Annotated in this window: 15 protein-coding genes; 9 read left to right on the top strand and 6 right to left on the bottom strand. The window is 70.7% G+C overall.

Translation table 11 applies throughout. The annotated features are described in order from the left end of the window. The first annotated feature begins 28 nt into the window (after positions 1-28). Positions 29-1,303 (top strand): isochorismate synthase MenF, encoded by a 1,275-nt coding sequence (locus tag HWD99_RS11025; protein ID WP_241796296.1) that lies wholly within the window; start codon positions 29-31, stop codon positions 1,301-1,303. A gap of 6 nt (positions 1,304-1,309) precedes the next feature. On the opposite strand, the gene HWD99_RS11020 is transcribed toward HWD99_RS11025, so the two are convergent. The 3 genes from HWD99_RS11020 to HWD99_RS11010 all read right to left on the bottom strand — a co-directional run bounded on the left by HWD99_RS11020 (position 1,310) and on the right by HWD99_RS11010 (position 4,241). Then, complete coding sequence (locus tag HWD99_RS11020; protein WP_241796295.1) at positions 1,310-2,152, bottom strand: polyphosphate kinase 2 family protein; 843 nt, start codon at positions 2,150-2,152, stop codon at positions 1,310-1,312. A gap of 74 nt (positions 2,153-2,226) precedes the next feature. After that, positions 2,227-3,891, bottom strand: coding sequence for a 2-succinyl-5-enolpyruvyl-6-hydroxy-3-cyclohexene-1-carboxylic-acid synthase (gene menD / locus HWD99_RS11015; RefSeq protein ID WP_241796294.1), 1,665 nt, complete (start codon positions 3,889-3,891; stop codon positions 2,227-2,229). Then, positions 3,888-4,241: a PLD nuclease N-terminal domain-containing protein gene (locus HWD99_RS11010; RefSeq protein WP_241796293.1), complete on the bottom strand. Its 354-nt coding sequence runs from the start codon at positions 4,239-4,241 to the stop codon at positions 3,888-3,890. Before HWD99_RS11010 ends, menD begins: the two co-directional genes overlap by 4 nt. 66 nt (positions 4,242-4,307) lie before the next feature. On the opposite strand from HWD99_RS11010, the gene HWD99_RS11005 reads away from it, so the two are divergent. Beyond that, on the top strand, positions 4,308-4,727 hold the full coding sequence (locus tag HWD99_RS11005) for a hypothetical protein (protein WP_241796292.1): 420 nt from the start codon (positions 4,308-4,310) through the stop codon (positions 4,725-4,727). 127 nt (positions 4,728-4,854) lie between these two features. Next, positions 4,855-5,508, top strand: coding sequence for a thioredoxin domain-containing protein (locus HWD99_RS11000; RefSeq protein ID WP_241796291.1), 654 nt, complete (start codon positions 4,855-4,857; stop codon positions 5,506-5,508). A gap of 22 nt (positions 5,509-5,530) precedes the next feature. On the opposite strand, the gene HWD99_RS10995 is transcribed toward HWD99_RS11000, so the two are convergent. Then, on the bottom strand, positions 5,531-6,604 hold the full coding sequence (locus HWD99_RS10995) for a sorbosone dehydrogenase family protein (protein WP_241796290.1): 1,074 nt from the start codon (positions 6,602-6,604) through the stop codon (positions 5,531-5,533). A 138-nt stretch (positions 6,605-6,742) separates the two neighbouring features. Between HWD99_RS10995 and HWD99_RS10990 the strand changes: the two genes are divergently transcribed. Further along, on the top strand, positions 6,743-8,815 hold the full coding sequence (locus HWD99_RS10990; protein WP_241796289.1) for a bifunctional lysylphosphatidylglycerol flippase/synthetase MprF: 2,073 nt from the start codon (positions 6,743-6,745) through the stop codon (positions 8,813-8,815). A 38-nt stretch (positions 8,816-8,853) separates the two neighbouring features. Here the strand turns inward: HWD99_RS10990 and arfB are convergent, their stop codons facing one another. Together arfB and HWD99_RS10980 are read right to left on the bottom strand one after the other, a co-directional pair. After that, the gene (gene arfB / locus HWD99_RS10985) at positions 8,854-9,294 is read right to left on the bottom strand and encodes an alternative ribosome rescue aminoacyl-tRNA hydrolase ArfB (RefSeq protein WP_241796288.1); all 441 of its coding nucleotides are present in this window, start codon (positions 9,292-9,294) and stop codon (positions 8,854-8,856) included. A 60-nt stretch (positions 9,295-9,354) separates the two neighbouring features. Then, positions 9,355-10,641 carry an MFS transporter gene (locus HWD99_RS10980; RefSeq protein WP_241796287.1) on the bottom strand — a complete coding sequence of 429 codons (1,287 nt, stop codon included), beginning with the start codon at positions 10,639-10,641 and terminating at the stop codon, positions 9,355-9,357. 70 nt (positions 10,642-10,711) lie between these two features. On the opposite strand from HWD99_RS10980, the gene HWD99_RS10975 reads away from it, so the two are divergent. From HWD99_RS10975 to HWD99_RS10955, 5 genes are all read left to right on the top strand, one after another. Then, on the top strand, positions 10,712-11,329 hold the full coding sequence (locus tag HWD99_RS10975; protein ID WP_241796286.1) for a TetR/AcrR family transcriptional regulator: 618 nt from the start codon (positions 10,712-10,714) through the stop codon (positions 11,327-11,329). A gap of 20 nt (positions 11,330-11,349) precedes the next feature. Continuing rightward, complete coding sequence (locus tag HWD99_RS10970) at positions 11,350-12,192, top strand: AraC family transcriptional regulator (protein ID WP_241796285.1); 843 nt, start codon at positions 11,350-11,352, stop codon at positions 12,190-12,192. Between the two features lie 164 nt (positions 12,193-12,356). Then, positions 12,357-13,418 (top strand): ABC transporter substrate-binding protein, encoded by a 1,062-nt coding sequence (locus tag HWD99_RS10965; RefSeq protein WP_241796284.1) that lies wholly within the window; start codon positions 12,357-12,359, stop codon positions 13,416-13,418. A gap of 8 nt (positions 13,419-13,426) precedes the next feature. Further along, positions 13,427-14,500, top strand: a complete 1,074-nt coding sequence (locus HWD99_RS10960) for an iron ABC transporter permease (RefSeq protein WP_241796283.1) — start codon at positions 13,427-13,429, stop codon at positions 14,498-14,500. Continuing rightward, positions 14,497-15,594 (top strand): iron chelate uptake ABC transporter family permease subunit, encoded by a 1,098-nt coding sequence (locus tag HWD99_RS10955; protein ID WP_241796282.1) that lies wholly within the window; start codon positions 14,497-14,499, stop codon positions 15,592-15,594. The genes HWD99_RS10960 and HWD99_RS10955 overlap by 4 nt, the downstream gene beginning before the upstream one ends. The last annotated feature ends 8 nt before the right edge of the window (positions 15,595-15,602 follow it).

The following is a 15,602-nucleotide window of genomic DNA, read 5'->3' as shown; positions in this document are numbered from 1 at the left end:
TCGGGGGCCGGGGAACTAAGCTGGAGGGGTGAGCAGCAGGCTGGTCGTGGAGACCCGTGAGATCGATCCGGTCGAGGATCTCCTGGCCTATGCCGACCCGGCGAATCCCCTGGCGTGGCTGCGCCGCGGTGAGGGGATCGTGGCGGTCGACTGCGGCATCGTGGCGACGATCCGGGTGCCCGCGGGCACTGATCGGCTGCGCTCCGCGGCGATAGCGAGCGCCTGGCGCGACCTCGCGCAGGACGCAGAGGTCACCGATCCGCTGGGCCTTCCGGGGACCGGACTCGTCGCCTTCGGCGCGCTGACGTTCGACGAGGACTCCGCAGCCGACAGCGTGCTGATCGTGCCCTCGCTCGTGATCGGCAGGCACCGCGGTCGCGCGTGGCTCACCCGCATCCGCCGCACGGATGATCGAACGGATGCCGACACTGCCCGGCCTGCGACTGCCGAGACCCAGGCCTACGGTCCGCACTGGGCGGGCACGGTGGGCCCCGGCGACCAGAGCCCTCAGGGGTACCAGGATTCCGTGCGACGAGCACTCGAGCGCATCGCCACGGGTGAGCTGAGCAAGGTCGTGCTGGCGCGCGACCTCACCGGCAGCATCCCTGCCGGGTCGGACCTGCGCCGACTCGTGCGCGCGCTCTCGACCGGCTACCCCGACACCTGGGCGTTCGCGGTCGACGGACTCATCGGAGCGAGCCCCGAGACCCTCGTCACGGTGCAGGAGCGCACGGTGACCGCGCGCGTGCTGGCCGGGACGATCGGACGCGGCGCCGACGCGGATGCCGACACCGCGGCATCCGCTCAGCTGGCCTCGAGCACCAAGGACCTGGATGAGCACCAGTACGCCGTGCAGAGCGTGCTCGCCTCGCTGCGTCCGCATACGCGCGCCCTCGCGGCGAGCGAGCAGCCGTTCCTGCTGAAGCTGCCCAACCTCTTCCATCTGGCGACCGACGTCGAGGGCGAACTGGCCGACGGCGGATCGTCGCTCGACCTCGTGGGCGCGCTGCATCCGACCGCAGCCGTCGCCGGCACCCCGACCCCTGCGGCGATCGCGGCGATCCGCGAGCTCGAACCCTTCGACCGCGGGCGCTACGCGGGCCCGGTCGGCTGGGTCGACGCCGCCGGCAACGGCGAGTGGGCGATCGCGCTGCGCTGCGCGCAGTTCACGACCGCCGGCGAAGGCGCCGAACTCGCCGTCACCGCCTACGCGGGTGCCGGAATCGTGGCGGGTTCGGATCCCGAGTCCGAACTGCTCGAGACGCGGGTGAAGTTCCGTCCGCTGGTCGACGCGCTCGCCTGAGTCCGCTCAGCTCGCGGCGAGGCGCTTCTTCTCGGCCGCGACGTCGAAGTCGGCGGCCGGCCACTGCGGGTCGATGCCCTGCAGAGCGGCGAGAAGCAGCTCCTGCACTGCGAGACGCGCGTACCACTTGTGGTTCGCGGGGATCACGTGCCAGGGCGCCGCGGCGGTCGAGGTGCGATCGAACACCGTCTGATACGCCGCCATGTACTCGTCCCACAGCAGACGCTCGTCGACATCGCCCGGGTTGTACTTCCAGTGCTTGTCGGGCCGGTCGAGGCGCTCCATGAGACGCGACTTCTGCTCGTCGGGCGAGATGTGCAGCATGACCTTGACGATGCGGGTGCCCGCGGCGGCCGCCTGCGCCTCGAAGTCGTTGATCGCGTCGTATCGGCGCTCGATCTCGTCGGCCGGGGCGAGCGAGCGCACCCGCCCGATGAGCACATCCTCATAGTGCGAGCGGTCGAAGACGCCGATGTAGCCCGGCGCGGGCAGCCTCGGAGCGACCCTCCAGAGGAAGTCATGGGCACGCTCCTCGTCGGTGGGCGCCTTGAACGCGGTGAGCATCACCCCCTGCGGGTCGACGCCGCCGACGACGTGCCGCACGATGCCGCCCTTGCCCGCGGAGTCCATGGCCTGCAGGATCAGCAGCACCGAGTCCTTCGCGACGCCGACACGGCTCTCGGCGAACAGGCGCTCCTGCAGGTCGTTGAGCTCGTCGAGGCCGCTCTTGAGGTCGCGAGCCCCGTCGGACTTGCCCCCGTGATAGCCCGGGGTGCTTGCGGGATCGACGTCATCGAGACGGAACCCCTCGGCCACCTGCAGGATCCGGGACCACGCGTGCGCATTCATCCGTTCATCCTGCCGGTGCGAGCCGCCGACCACAACGTCCGACCGCAACGTCGGGCCACGACATCGAGGTCGGATCAGCGCGGGAGCGGAACCTCGATCAGCTGCCGTCCGCCGGCCGGGGTGGTGAGCGCCTGATCGAGCGCGGTGCGCGTCGTGATCCGCTGATACTCCCACCCGTAGGCGAGGGCGAGCTGTTCGAGCCGCACCGTGTGCGGGGTGTAGAACGCACGGTCGAGGTCGGAGCGGGGCGCGGTCGAGGCGACCTCGAGGCCGTCGAAGATCGTGCCGCCGCCGTCGTTGCCGACGATCACCTGCAGACGCGGCTCGTCCTCGTCGGGCGGCAGCAGCAGCGCACCGACGTCGTGTAGGAACGCGAGGTCGCCGAGCAGCACCCGCGTCACGCCCGGCGCTCCCCCCGCCTGGCTGGCGAGCGCGACGCCGGTCGCCGTGGCGATCGTGCCGTCGATGCCCGCGAGTCCGCGGTTCGCGTGCACGGGCACCTTCTTGCCGCCGAGCACGCCGTCGGCCACGCGCACCAGTCGCGACGACCCGAACACGAGCCGGTCATGGGGCCAGGTCGCCCGCCACACGGCATCGGCCAGGAGTTCGCGATCGAGGGGACGGCGCACGGCCGCGAGCTCGGCCTTCACGGCATCGCGGCGCGCGGTGAAGTCGGTCGACGCGAGCCCCTCCGGATCCGGCGCACGCTCACTGAGGTCGACGGCGCGGGCAGCGGATGCCGTGAGCCACGCGCCGAGCCAGTCGCGGTCCGCGGGGCCTGCGGCGACGGAGACGGCGGCCACCGCCGTGGTGCGGCCGTTGAGGTCGAGGTCTTCGCCGCCGCGACGCACGGCGATCACATCGACATCGGGGCGCGACAGCAGGCGGGTGACCTCGCGGCTGAGGGTCGGATGACCGAGCACGACCGCCCGCTGGATGCGCCCTCCGAGATCGTCGTCGCTGAGCAGGGCGCGGTAGCCGTGCACGATCTGACGACCGAACCGGGCGCCGCTGACGATCTCGGCGATGAGCGGCCAGGATCCGGCGTGCGCGATCTCCTCGGCGTCCGCTCCGGCATCGGCACCGGCGATCACGACGGTGCGCGGGCCCCGGTCGAGCACCAGCGGCGCCGCGAGCACGGGGCGCGGCGGCTCACCTGGCGCGACCTCGATCGCGGGGATCCGTCCCGACAGGGGCTCGCGCGAGGGGAGGTTCAGGTGCACGGGTCCGGCGACGCCCGGATGGCCGTGCGGAGCATCCGCCCCCATCGCGATCTCGACCGCACGGGCGGCGAGACCCGACCAGTCGCCGTCGCCCGGCACCGGGGCATCGATCTGCTCGCGCGCCCACGGTGAGAACATGCCCGGCTGGGTGGTGGCCTGGTTGGCGCCGACCCCGCGCAGCTCCGGTGGACGATCTGCCGTGAGCAGCAGCATCGGCACGCCGGAGTGGAAGGCCTCCATGGCGGCGGGCAGCAGGTTCGCGGCGGCCGTTCCCGACGTGCAGAGCACTGCCGCGGGGACTCCGCTCTCACGCGCGAGGCCGAGAGCCGTGAAGCCGGCGACGCGCTCGTCGATGCGCACGTGCACGCGCAGATGGCCTCCGGTCGCAGCGTGCACCGCGGCGAGGGCGAGCGACTGGGATCGCGATCCGGGCGAGAGCACGAGATCACGGACGCCGTGCGCGACGAGGTCGGCGATCAGCGATGCCGCGGCATCGCTCGCGGGTGATGCCGTCACGGACGCGGTTCCGGCGCGGGGCCGTCGTCGGTCTCGTCCTCGAGGCGCGCGAGCTCCTCCTCGAGACGGCGGATGCGGGCATCCTGCTCGCTCTTGCTGATCGTGCGCAGGAACTTCGGGTCGTCGTCGGGACCCACGATGCGGATGGCGTCGCCGGGGTCGTTCGCGCGGCGGCGACCGATGACGAACCAGAGGATGCCGCCGATGACCGGGATGAGGACGACGATCGCGACCCAGACGGCCTTGCGCACGCCTCGGTGCCGCGTCGACGGCTGCACGGCGCAGTCGACGATGCTGTACACCCAGAAGATGGCGGCCAGGAAGCCGCCCACGATCAACAGTCTCGCCACACCTCCAGTGTAGGCGGGTCACGGAGCCGCGGCTCGGCGAGGCCGGATTGTTAGACTGCGCGGACCATGCCTGCTCCGTCGTCGCACGCCCGAGACGGCCGGGCCGAGCAGACGCTCCTGCTGCGAGTCGTCCTCGCACTCGGCCTCGCCCTGCTGCTCGTCGTCGGCGCATGGTCGACCTCGCACGGCCCCGGAGACGTGCACGCGACCCTCTGTCTGGCGCCCGGTGTCTCGGCGACGAGCGGCGGCGACCATCATGAGGGCGACGCCGCCGTCGTGCACGCGATGTCGCCGGACTCGGGCATCGCCGTGGTCGGTGCCCTCTGCGGCATGCTGCTGGTACTGCTGCTGCTTCTGCGCTTCGGCCGCGGGACCCGCCTCCTGATGACCCGCCAGCGGTGGGCGGCATCCGCTCCGCCCCGCGCCGGCCCGCGCCGCCGCGTCCCCGCACTCACGCTCGCACAGCTCTCGCTCTCTCGCACCTGACTCAGGCACGGGCGTGCCGCGACGACCCCGGTCGCCGCCGCACACCTCACCCTTCAGCACCCCTGAGCGCCCCGCCATGACCCGCGGCGCGCTCGTTTCTGCCTGACTCACACCGTTGGAGAACCCCATGAAGACCCCCGTGAAAGCGACCCTGATCGCCATCGCCGCCGCTCTCGCCCTCGCGATCGTCGGCATCCTGTACGCCATGTCGCAGGGTGCGACCGAGACCGCTCCGCCCGAGGGCGAGAAGCTGCAGACCGTCCGCACCGACTCGCACGTGCTCGACGAGGGCGGAGCCGACGCCGTGACCGTGGTCGAGTTCCTCGACTTCGAGTGCGAGGCGTGCGGCGCGTTCTATCCCCTCGTCGAGGACCTGCGGGAGCAGTACTCCGGCGACATCACCTACGTCGTGCGGTACTTCCCGCTGCCCGGCCACATCAACTCGACGCAGGCCGCACTCGCCGCCGAGGCCGCAGCCCGGCAGGACCGGTTCGAGGACATGTACCACCGCCTGTTCGAGACGCAGTCGCAGTGGGGCGAGCGGTCCGAGGAGACACCCGAGGTCTTCCGGGGCTTCGCCGAAGAGCTGGGGCTCGACATGGCGGCCTTCGACGCGGCCGTCGCCGACCCGGCCACGCTCGAGCGCGTGCAGGCCGACAAGACCGACGGCGAGAGGCTCGGCGTGAGCAGCACCCCGAGCTTCTTCATCGACGGCGAGCCCGTGGTGCTCGAGGCCTGGGGCGATCTGGAAGCCGCGATCGAGAGGGCGGTGAACGGCTGAGCCCTGGCGGCTCGGCTCCGGATCAGTCGCGGCCGAGGCGGAGGATGCGGTCGTCGCCCTCGGAGGGGCTCCCCCGCCCGTCGGTGTTGTTCGTGAGGACCCAGAACGTGCCCCCGGGCCCGATCGCGATGTCGCGCAGGCGACCGTGCTCGCCGACCCACTGCTCCGTGCTCTCGGTCAGGTCGTCGAGCGGGACGACGCGCAGGCGCTCGCCACGCAGGTTCGCGATCAGGATGTCGGAGCCGTCGACCGCGATGCCGCTCGGGCTCGCGTCGCCCGGCGACCACTGCTGCACGGGGTCGATGAAGTCGTCGGCGTCGGCGATCCCCTCGACCTCGGGCCAGCCGTAGTTGCCACCGGCCTCGATCACGTTGAGCTCGTCCCAGGTGTCCTGACCGAACTCGCTCGCGTACATCGCGCCGTCGGCGTCCCAGGCGATGCCCTGCGGATTGCGGTGCCCGTAGCTGTAGACGGGTGACCCCTCGAAGGGGTTGTCCGTCGGTACCGCACCGTCGGGTGTGAGCCGCAGGATCTTGCCCGAGAGGGCGTCGACGTCCTGCGCGCTGTCGCGGTCGCCCGCGTCGCCGGTCGTCACGTAGAGCATCCCGTCGGGTCCGAAGGCGATGCGTCCGCCGTTGTGGTTACCCGCGGCCGGGATGCCGTCGATCACTGTCGTCGGCTCGCCGAGCGACAGATCACCCTTCTCTCCGGCGATCTCACGCCTCTCGACCCGATTCTCATCCTGCCCGGTGAGGTACGTATACAGCTGGCCGTCGTGCACCGCGAGCCCGAGCAGGCCGCCCTCGCCACCGGGTGCGACGCCGTCGATCACGTCGACCTCGCGGGTCGTGCCGTCGTCGGCGATCTCGAGCACCCGCGCGCTGTCGCGCTCGCTGACCAGCGCGATGTCGTCGTGGAAGGCGATCGACCAGGGTGCGTCGAGGCCTTCGACGAAGGACTCGACGGCGGGCACCGACGTCGAGGTCGGCTCGCCGGAGCAGGAGACCAGCAGGAGTGCCGACGCGGATGCTGCGGCGAGCGCGACCGCCGCACGTCGCAGCGAGGCGGTGGGGCGGGATCCGGAGTCGAGGCGCATGAGTCCATTCAAAGCGCTCTCGCGTCGCAGCGGTACCGATCGGCCGGAATCGCATCCCGCGCGCACCGACGCACACGATCGCGCACCGTCTCCGACGTCGCACTCCTCAGGGCACGGGGTCCTCGCTACGCTGAGCGCATGACCGAGACGCGAACCCCCGCGCATCCCGTTCTCGCCGTCGTGCGGAGAATCCCGGCGACGCTGACCATGGTGCTGCTCATCCTGATCGTCGGCGTGGTGTGGCAGGGCCTCTGGCGTCCGTTCGAAGACACCCCGCTGTTCGAGACCGTCGCCTACGGGCTGCCGAACTTCCTCGACGGCAAGTGGTGGACGCCGGTCACCGGCACGTTCTTCGTGAACGCCCCCTGGGTGTATCTCTTCACGATCTCGGGGTTCTGGGGCATGGCGTACCTCGAGTTCCGCCGCGGAAGCCGTGTCGCGCTCGCGTACTACTGGATCGGCCAGCTGTTCGCCATGTTCGCCACCGCGCTCGTGCTCGCCGTCGCCTCGCAGCTGCCGTGGGCGTGGGCCGAGGCGCAGGCTCAGGCGCTCGACGTCGGCGCATCCGGCGGCACGATGGCGTGCATCGCGGCCGCCGTGGGCCTGTTCCGTCCGCCCTGGCGCGTGCGCGGCTGGCTGGTGCTGCTCGCGTTCGTCTTCGTGGCGATGCTGTTCTGGGGCGCGCTCGCCGACCTCGAGCATCTGCTCGCGGTACTGCTGATCCTGTTCGCCGACCGCAGCCTGCGCGTGCAGCGGACGACCGTGCGAGAGCAGCGCCTCATCGCGGTCATCGCGCTGCTCGTGCTGGGAGCTGTCGAGATCATCACGACCTTCGTGGCCACGGACGGGCCGTTCGGGCCCACCGAACCCGCGTCCGGCGGATTCATCGATCTGGCGCTCGACATCGTCGTCATCGTCGTGCTCATGAACGGCCTCCTGCGCGGCCGTCGATGGGCGTGGGTGCTCGTCCTGCTGCTCGGCCTCTTCAACATCCTCATCGCGGCACTCGTGCTGACGCTCATCACCGTGTTCTCCCAGGCCCAGATCGACCTGCGGTGGGACGGCGAGACCGAGCTCGCCCTCGCCAACGGCTTCCTCTGGGTGATCCTGCTCGTCTACCTGATCGCGGTGCGCCGGGCGTTCCGTGCGAAGAGGAAGTCGCTTCTCGGCTCCCAGCCCGCCCCCACGGTCGACGACGTGAAGACCGCGCTGCGCGCCCACGGCGGCGGCACGCTGTCGTGGATGACGACGTGGGAGGGCAACAGCTACGCGCGCACCGCCGGCGGCATCGTCGCCTACCAGCGACGTGCCGGAGTCGCGCTGGCGCTCGCAGACCCGATCGGGCCGCCGGATGCTCGCGCGGAGGGGGTCGCCGACTTCATCCGCACCGCCGAGCTGGCAGGACTCGTGCCGTGCTTCTTCAGCGCCGACGATGCGACGCGGGATGCCGTGCCCGCGGGGTGGCGGAGCATCGTCGTCGCCGACGACACCATCGTCGATCTGCCCGGCCTCGAGTTCACGGGCAAGCGGTGGAACTCGGTGCGCAGCTCGCTCAACAGAGCCGGTCGGGAGGACATGACGTTCCGGATGACCCGGCTGGCCGATGAGCCGTGGGGCGTGCGGCAGCAGCTGCGCGCGATCTCGGAGGCCTGGGTCGGAGACAAGGATCTGCCGGAGATGCGGTTCACGCTCGGCACGCTCGAGGAGGCGGAGGACCCCGAGGTGCGGCTCGCCCTGGCCCTCGCGCCGAACGGCGACGTCGACGGCTTCCTGTCGTGGCTGCCCGTCTACGGCGCCGGCGACGGCATCCGCGGGTGGACCCTCGACCTGATGCGGCGGCGCGACGGGGGCTTCGCCCCGGTGATGGAGTATCTGATCGGATCGTCGGCGAAGCAGTTCTCGGAGGAGGGAGCCGAGATCATGTCGCTCTCGGGCGCTCCACTCGCTCACGACTATCCGCCGGACGCCGGGATGATCGCGGCCCTCAGCGACCGTCTGGCCGACGCCCTCGAGCCGGTCTACGGCTTCGGCTCGCTGCACCGCTTCAAGCAGAAGTTCCACCCGCGCTACGAGACGATGTACCTGCTGTTCCGCGACGAGAGCGACCTCGCCGCGATCGGCACGGCGTTGACTCGGGCGTTCCTGCCGGATGCGACGCTCCGGCAGTTCGCGGGTGCGGGGCTCGAGCTGGTGCGCGGCACGAAGGACTGACTCCCCGCCGTCCCGCTCCCCCGTCCGGATCCGTCGCCTCAGACGTCCCGCGGTCGCTTGCGCATCTGCTTCACGTCGGTGCGGCGTTTCTTCGCGGTCAGCCTCCGCTCCTTCGAACCGCGGCTCGGCTTCGTCGCCCGGCGCTGCGGCGCCGGCGGACGCAGCGCCTCAGCGACGAGGGTCGCGAGTCGCTCGCGTGCGGCGTCGCGATTGCGCAGCTGCGCACGGTGCTCGGATGCCGCGATGGTCAGCACCCCGTTCACGAGGCGTCCGTCGAGCCGATCGAGGAGCCTCTCGCGCTGATGCGGCGAGAGCACGGCGCTCTGCGCGGCGTCCCACACGAGCTCGACGCGGGAATCGGCCGTGTTCACGCCCTGCCCGCCCGGCCCCGACGAACGCGAGAAGCGCCACGACAGCTCGGACTCGGGAATCGTCAGAGCCGCCGAGACCCGGAGACCGGGACGATGGGGCGTGGGCATGCATCCATCATCCCGCGCTCCGGGCTCGGCGGCTCTCAGACCTCTCGCGCTCGTTCGGGCTCAGCCGTCGGCGTGCGCGAGAGCGGGCTGAGCATCTGCTGCGCTCTCGCCGGGCCCGCGCTTCGCCGTGTTCGCGATGTGCGCGCGACCGACGACGATCGCGGCGACGACCATGAGCGCGGCGCCCAGCCAGTAGGGGGCCGCGTGGCTGACGGTGACGTAGAGCGCACCCGCGATCAGCGGGGCGACGGTGTTCATCGCCGCGGCGAGCGACTGGGTCGCTCCGCCCAGCCACCCCTGCTCGTCGTCGCCGACCGCGTTCGACATGGCTCCGTCGATCGCCGCGGTCGACGCTCCCTGACCTGCCGCGAGGATGAGGGCTCCGACGATGAACACCCACGGCTGGGCGAAGATCGACGCCACGACCGCGAGGCCGATCAGGCCGATCATCTGCGCGACGATGCCGCTCACGATCACGCCGCGCTCGCCGATACGCGGCAGCAGGATGCCGAGCAGCACCCCCTGGATGACGATGTCGATGATGCCGACGGCGGCGGTGAGCAGACCGATCTGCGTGGGGCCCCACTGGATCGAGTCGAGCGCGAGAACGCTGAAGTTGTTGACGAAGAAGCCGAACGGCAGCGCGAGCAGACCGAAGCCGATCATCAGGCCCCGGAGCTCCGTGCGGCGGAAGGCGTCTGCGAACACGGCGAACGGCTGCAGATCGCGCACGGCGATGCGTGCGATGCGGTTCTCGGGCTTCAAGCTCTCGGGGAGCAGGAAGATGCTGAGGATCGCGATCGTGAGCCCGACGGCTGCGGTGAGGAAGACCGGGAGCTGCAGGCTCACGGAGGCGAGGAGGCCGCCGATCGCCGGGCCGATCATCATGCCGATGCCCGACAGCGCACCGAGCAGGCCAAACCTCTGAGCGCGCTTCTCGGGCGGGGTGATGTCGGCGAGATACGCGAAGAGCGCGGGCATGTCTCCCGCGGTCAGTCCCTGGATGACGCGCGCGAGGACGAGCACCCAGAGCGCCCCGCCGATGCCGAAGAGGGCCATGGCGAACGCGGCGCCGAATGCGGCGGCGATGATGACGGGTCGCCGACCGAAGCGATCCGACAGACGTCCGAGGAACGGGGCGACGAGGAAGGCGCAGAGTCCGTTGACCGCTTCGAGGATGCCGACCCAGATCGCGAGATCGCCCTCGTGCGACACGTACTGCAGCACGACGAAGGGCAGGACGGGGAGGACGACGGTCATGCCGATGACGGTGAGCATCGTCAGCACGATGAGCATGACCCAGGCGCGCTTGTCGCTGCGCGCGGGCGGGTTCGTTAGTGAAGTCACTCCGAAACTGTATCAATACCAGTTTTGTTGTCAAGCCAGTTCTGTATCGAGTTCGCGATACAGTGGAGGCATGACGAATCCTGAGCCGCTCGGGCGCCGCGAACGCAAGAAGGCCGCGACCCGCAAGGCGATCTCCGACGTCGCGACGATGATGTTCCTCGAGCGGGGCTTCGACAACGTCAGCATCCGCGAGGTCGCGGACGCCGCCGACGTCTCCCCCACCACCGTGTTCGCGCACTTCCCCCAGAAGGAGGCGCTCGTGTTCGACGAGGACGACGAGCAGCGCGATCGCCTCGTCGCCGCCGTGCGCGATCGCGCGGAGGGCCTCACGATCAACCAGGCGATCCGCGACTTCTACACGGCGGAGGTCGGCGCCAACATCGACGAGCACGGCGACGACGTCACCCGGATCTTCCTGCGCTTCCTCACCGAGACACCGGCGCTGCGCGACTACGCCGCGAAGATGTGGCTCCGCCACGAAGACGCCCTGGCCGAGGCCATCGCGGCGGAGCTCGGACTCGCCGACCCCCCGGCCGAGATCCGCGTGTACTCGCGCTTCGTCCTGCAGATGCAGCTGCTCGTCAACGAGCACGACGACCAGCTCGGCATCCTCGACGCAGGCTTCGCCGTGCTCGAGAACGGCTGGGCTCCGGTGGAGGCCGCCCTCACCGCGGGCGACGGTCGGTAGCGCTCGATGCAGAGCACGACGTGAACTCCTATCGACCTGAGGAATGGGGCGCGAGCCCGGAGCAGCCCTCGACGATCCGACCGCCGTATCTGATGGGCACCGGCGTCGTGACCGGCGAGGACACCGACACCCGACCGCTCGCCCCGCCGCACTCGCACCCCGACGCGATGCTCGCCTGGTGCTACCGCGGCACGGTCTGGGTGCAGCTGCAGGAGTCGATGTGGCGCCTCGCCCCCGGGCAGGGGGTGTGGATCCCCGCGCACACCCCGCACACTGCACGCCACGAACGCGATTCGACCGGCTGCTACACCTACATCGGAGACTCGTCCCTGATCACCCCGATCGAGGACGTCACCCAGGTGCTGGTCCCCCGGGCCGTGCAGGAGATGCTGCTGCACCTCGGCATCAACGACATGCCGACCGACCTCCGCGTGCGCATCCAGTCGGTGCTCATCGAGATGCTGCAGCACCCGTCGGCCGAGGCCGCGGACGGGTGGGGCGAGGTGCCGCTGCCGGCCGACGAGCGCGTGCGACCGCTGGTGCAGGCCGTGCTCGCCGATCCCGGCGACCACCGCAGCGCGAATGAGCTGTTCCTCGCCCACGGCCTGCACGAGCGCACGGTGCTGCGCGTCTTCCAGCGCGATGTGGGCATGACCTTCACCCGGTGGCGCACCGGGGTGCGGATGACTCTGGCGGCACGGCTGATCGTCGACGGCACACCCATCGGCGCCGCCGCGCATCGCTGCGGGTACGCCACGACGAGCGCGTTCTCCGCGGCGTTCAAAGAGCGCTTCGGCCTCACCCCTCGACAGCACGTCGCACGCGTGCAGGCCGACTCCGCACACCAGCTCTACTGGCGATGACGCTCCCGGGATGAGGGCATCGTGTCGATTCTTCGACACAAGTCGTCTGCCTGGCGACACTCCGAGGCGAGTCCGCGTTCTAGCATCGATCCGTTAGGGCATGCTTACCTAACTTCTCGCCGCGTGGACGCGGCACACCCGCCCCCTTTCTCTGAAGGAGAATCATGACGCACGCTTCTGCGCGCCCGAAGACCCGCCGTGGTGCCACCCTCGTCGCGGCCGCCCTCGCGGCAGCCCTCACCCTCGCCGGCTGCTCGGCCCCCGCCGAGACCGCAGAGCCCGCCTCCGCCGCCACCGACGGCGTGGTCATCGAGCACGCCCACGGCGAGACCGTGATCCCCGAGAAGCCGCAGCGCATCGTGACCCTGGGGTGGATGACGTCGGACATCGTCGCCGCGCTCGGCACGAACCCGGTCGGGATGGAGGAGGTCTGGGGCGCAGACGAGAGCGGCTTCCAGCCCTGGTTCGAGGACTTCGTCACCGAGGAGTACGGCGAGACCCCCGAGATCATCCCCTTCACCGACGACGGCCCCAACTACGAGGCGATCAAGGCGCTCGAGCCCGACCTCATCCTGAGCCTCTACTCGGGCATCACCGACGTCGAGTACGAGCGTCTGACCGAGATCGCCCCGACGGTTCCCTACATCGAGCGCGCCTGGGACCCGAGCACGTGGGAGGACATGACCCGCACGATCGGCACCGCGATGTCGGAGGAGGAGAAGGCCGAGGAGCTGATCGCCGAGACCGAGGAGATGATCACCACCCTCGCCGACGCGCACCCCGAGTTCGACGACAAGACGTTCGTCTGGGGCCTGACCCTGAACGAGGGCGGCACCGACCTCGGCGTCTACCTCGAGTACGACCCGCGCGTGCGCATCACCGAGGCGCTCGGATTCACCTCGACATCGGCGATGGACAGCTTCCTCGCGACCGCCGAGGGCGACAACTGGTACACCGGCGTCAGCCTCGAGAAGCTCTACGACGTGCAGGCCGACCTGTTCGCCGCCTGGGGCAGCAGCGTGGACGAGGGCACCTACACCGTCGAGAACAAGGTCGTCTCCCGCTGGGAGCCCATCGCCGCGGGGTCGTACGTGATCTACGCCGACGATGCCCAGGCCTCCGCGATCAGCGCGCCGACCGTGCTCTCGCTGAAGTACATCCTGCCGACCTACGTCGCCGACCTCGCAGCCGCGCTGCAGGGCGAGCCGACGATCGCAGGCGAGTGATCCGAGAGATGTCCCTGGCGACGGAAGACGGCACGGACGTCTCGAACACGGGCGCGGGGGGTCGTGCAGACGACTCCCCGCGCCGCACCGGCGCGCTGACCGCGGGCCTGATCGTCGCGGTGATCGTGCTGATCGCCGCAGCCATCGCCTCGCTCGCGGTCGGAAACCGCGCGATCGACCCGGTGACGGTCGTCACCGCGCTGTTCGCCTACGACGACGACGACCCGCTGCACCTGATGGTGGCGGAGCTGCGCGTCCCCCGCACCCTGCTCGGCATCGTCGTGGGAGCGGCGCTGGCCGTGTGCGGCGGGCTCATCCAGGCGTTCACCCGCAATCCCCTCGCAGACCCCGGCATCCTGGGCGTGAACGCCGGAGCATCCTTCGCCGTCACGTTCGCCGTCGGCATCCTCGGGCTCACCACCCCCGGCGCCTACGTGCCCTTCGCGCTGCTCGGCGCCTTCGTGCTCACCGTGCTCGTCTCCGTGCTCGGCTCGTTCGGGCGATCCGGTGCGACCCCGATGAAGCTGACCCTCGCGGGCGTCGCGCTCGGCGCCGCGTTCACCGGCTTCACCACCGCGATCGTGCTCCGCGACCTCGGCACCCTGCAGGTCATGCGCTTCTGGGGAGTCGGATCCATCGGGGGCCGCACGCTCGACCAGCTCGCCTGGGCGGCCCCGCTCATCGCGGTCGGGCTGATCATCGCGCTGCTGTGCGCGCGCCCCCTCAACGCCCTCGCCCTCGGCGACGACCTGGCGCAGTCCCTCGGCGCCCGCGTGCGCGTGACGCGCGTGCTGGTCATCATCGCCGTCACGATCCTCGCCGGCACGAGCGTCGCCGCCGCCGGTCCGATCGCGTTCGTCGGACTCATGATCCCGCACGTCGTGCGCTGGTTCACCGGACCCGATCAGCGGTGGGTGCTCACGTACTCGATGGTCATCGGCCCGGCCTTCCTGCTGCTCGCCGACGTCCTCGGCCGCATCGTGCTGCCCAGCGGCGAACTGCGCGTCGGCATCGTCACGGCCCTGCTCGGCGCGCCGATCCTCATCATCCTCGTGCGTCGCAAGCGGGTGAGCGGACTGTGAGCATCGATCAGCGCCAGCGGCCCTCTCACGACCGGCGCACCCCCGAGTTCACCCCGGTCGACCACGGTCGGCGCCTCGTGCGCATCGAGACGTCCCGCATCGCCGCCCTCATCCCGGTGCGCGCGATCGTCGTCAGCGCGGTGCTCGTCGTCGTGATCATCGCAGCCGGTCTCGCATCGATGACGATCGGCGCCTACGAGGTCGACTTCCCCTCGGTCATCCGTGCGATCGTCGACCCGTCGTCCGACCCCGACATCCGCCAGGTCGTCTTCGAGTGGAGACTGCCGCGCGTGCTGTTCGCCGTGCTCTGCGGCGCCGCGCTCGCCCTCGCCGGGGGCATCTTCCAGTCCCTCACCCGCAACCCCCTCGGCTCCCCCGACATCATCGGCTTCGGCGTCGGCGCGCAGTTCGGGGTGACGCTGATGATGGTGGTGCTCGAGCTGAACACCTACATGTTCAAAGCGGTCGGCGCGCTCGTCGGCGGACTGCTCACGGCGCTGCTCGTCTCCGTGCTCGCCAGCAAGAACACCCTGTCGTCGTTCCGCCTGATCATCGTGGGCATCGGCGTCTCGGCGGGGCTCGGCTCGCTCACCTCCTGGATCCTGATCTCGGTCAGCGTCGAGAAGGCGATGATGGCGGCGACCTGGGGAGCCGGCTCGCTCGCCTCCCTCGGGTTCGACCAGCTCGTCCCCGCCGCGATCGTCTTCGCGGTCGTGACGCTCGCGTCGCACCCGCTGAACCGCACGCTGCCGGTGCTCGAGATGGGCGACGACGCGGCGACCGCTCTCGGCATCAGCCCCGGGCGCACGAGGCTCGCCGCGATGGTCTTCGGCGTCGCCCTGGTCGCGCTGGTCACGGCCGCCGCGGGCCCGATCTCGTTCATCGCCCTGGCCGCGCCGCAGATCTCACAGCGGCTCACCCGCTCGAACACGCCCATGGGCACCGTCCCCGTCATGCTCACCGGCGCGGCGCTCGTCGTCGTCTCCGACGCCGTCGCCCAGCTCGTCGCCGTGCCGGTCGGCGTCGTGACCGTCTCGGTCGGCGGCCTCTACCTCGCCTGGCTGCTCGCCGCCCAGTACGCGCGTCGCGCCTGAAAGGAACA

It is taken from the genome of Microbacterium sp. C5A9 (assembly GCF_022627955.1).
In the GTDB taxonomy this organism is placed as follows: domain Bacteria; phylum Actinomycetota; class Actinomycetes; order Actinomycetales; family Microbacteriaceae; genus Microbacterium.
The sequence above is the reverse complement of the archived record's forward strand: the minus strand, read 5'-3'. Positions and strand labels throughout refer to the sequence as shown.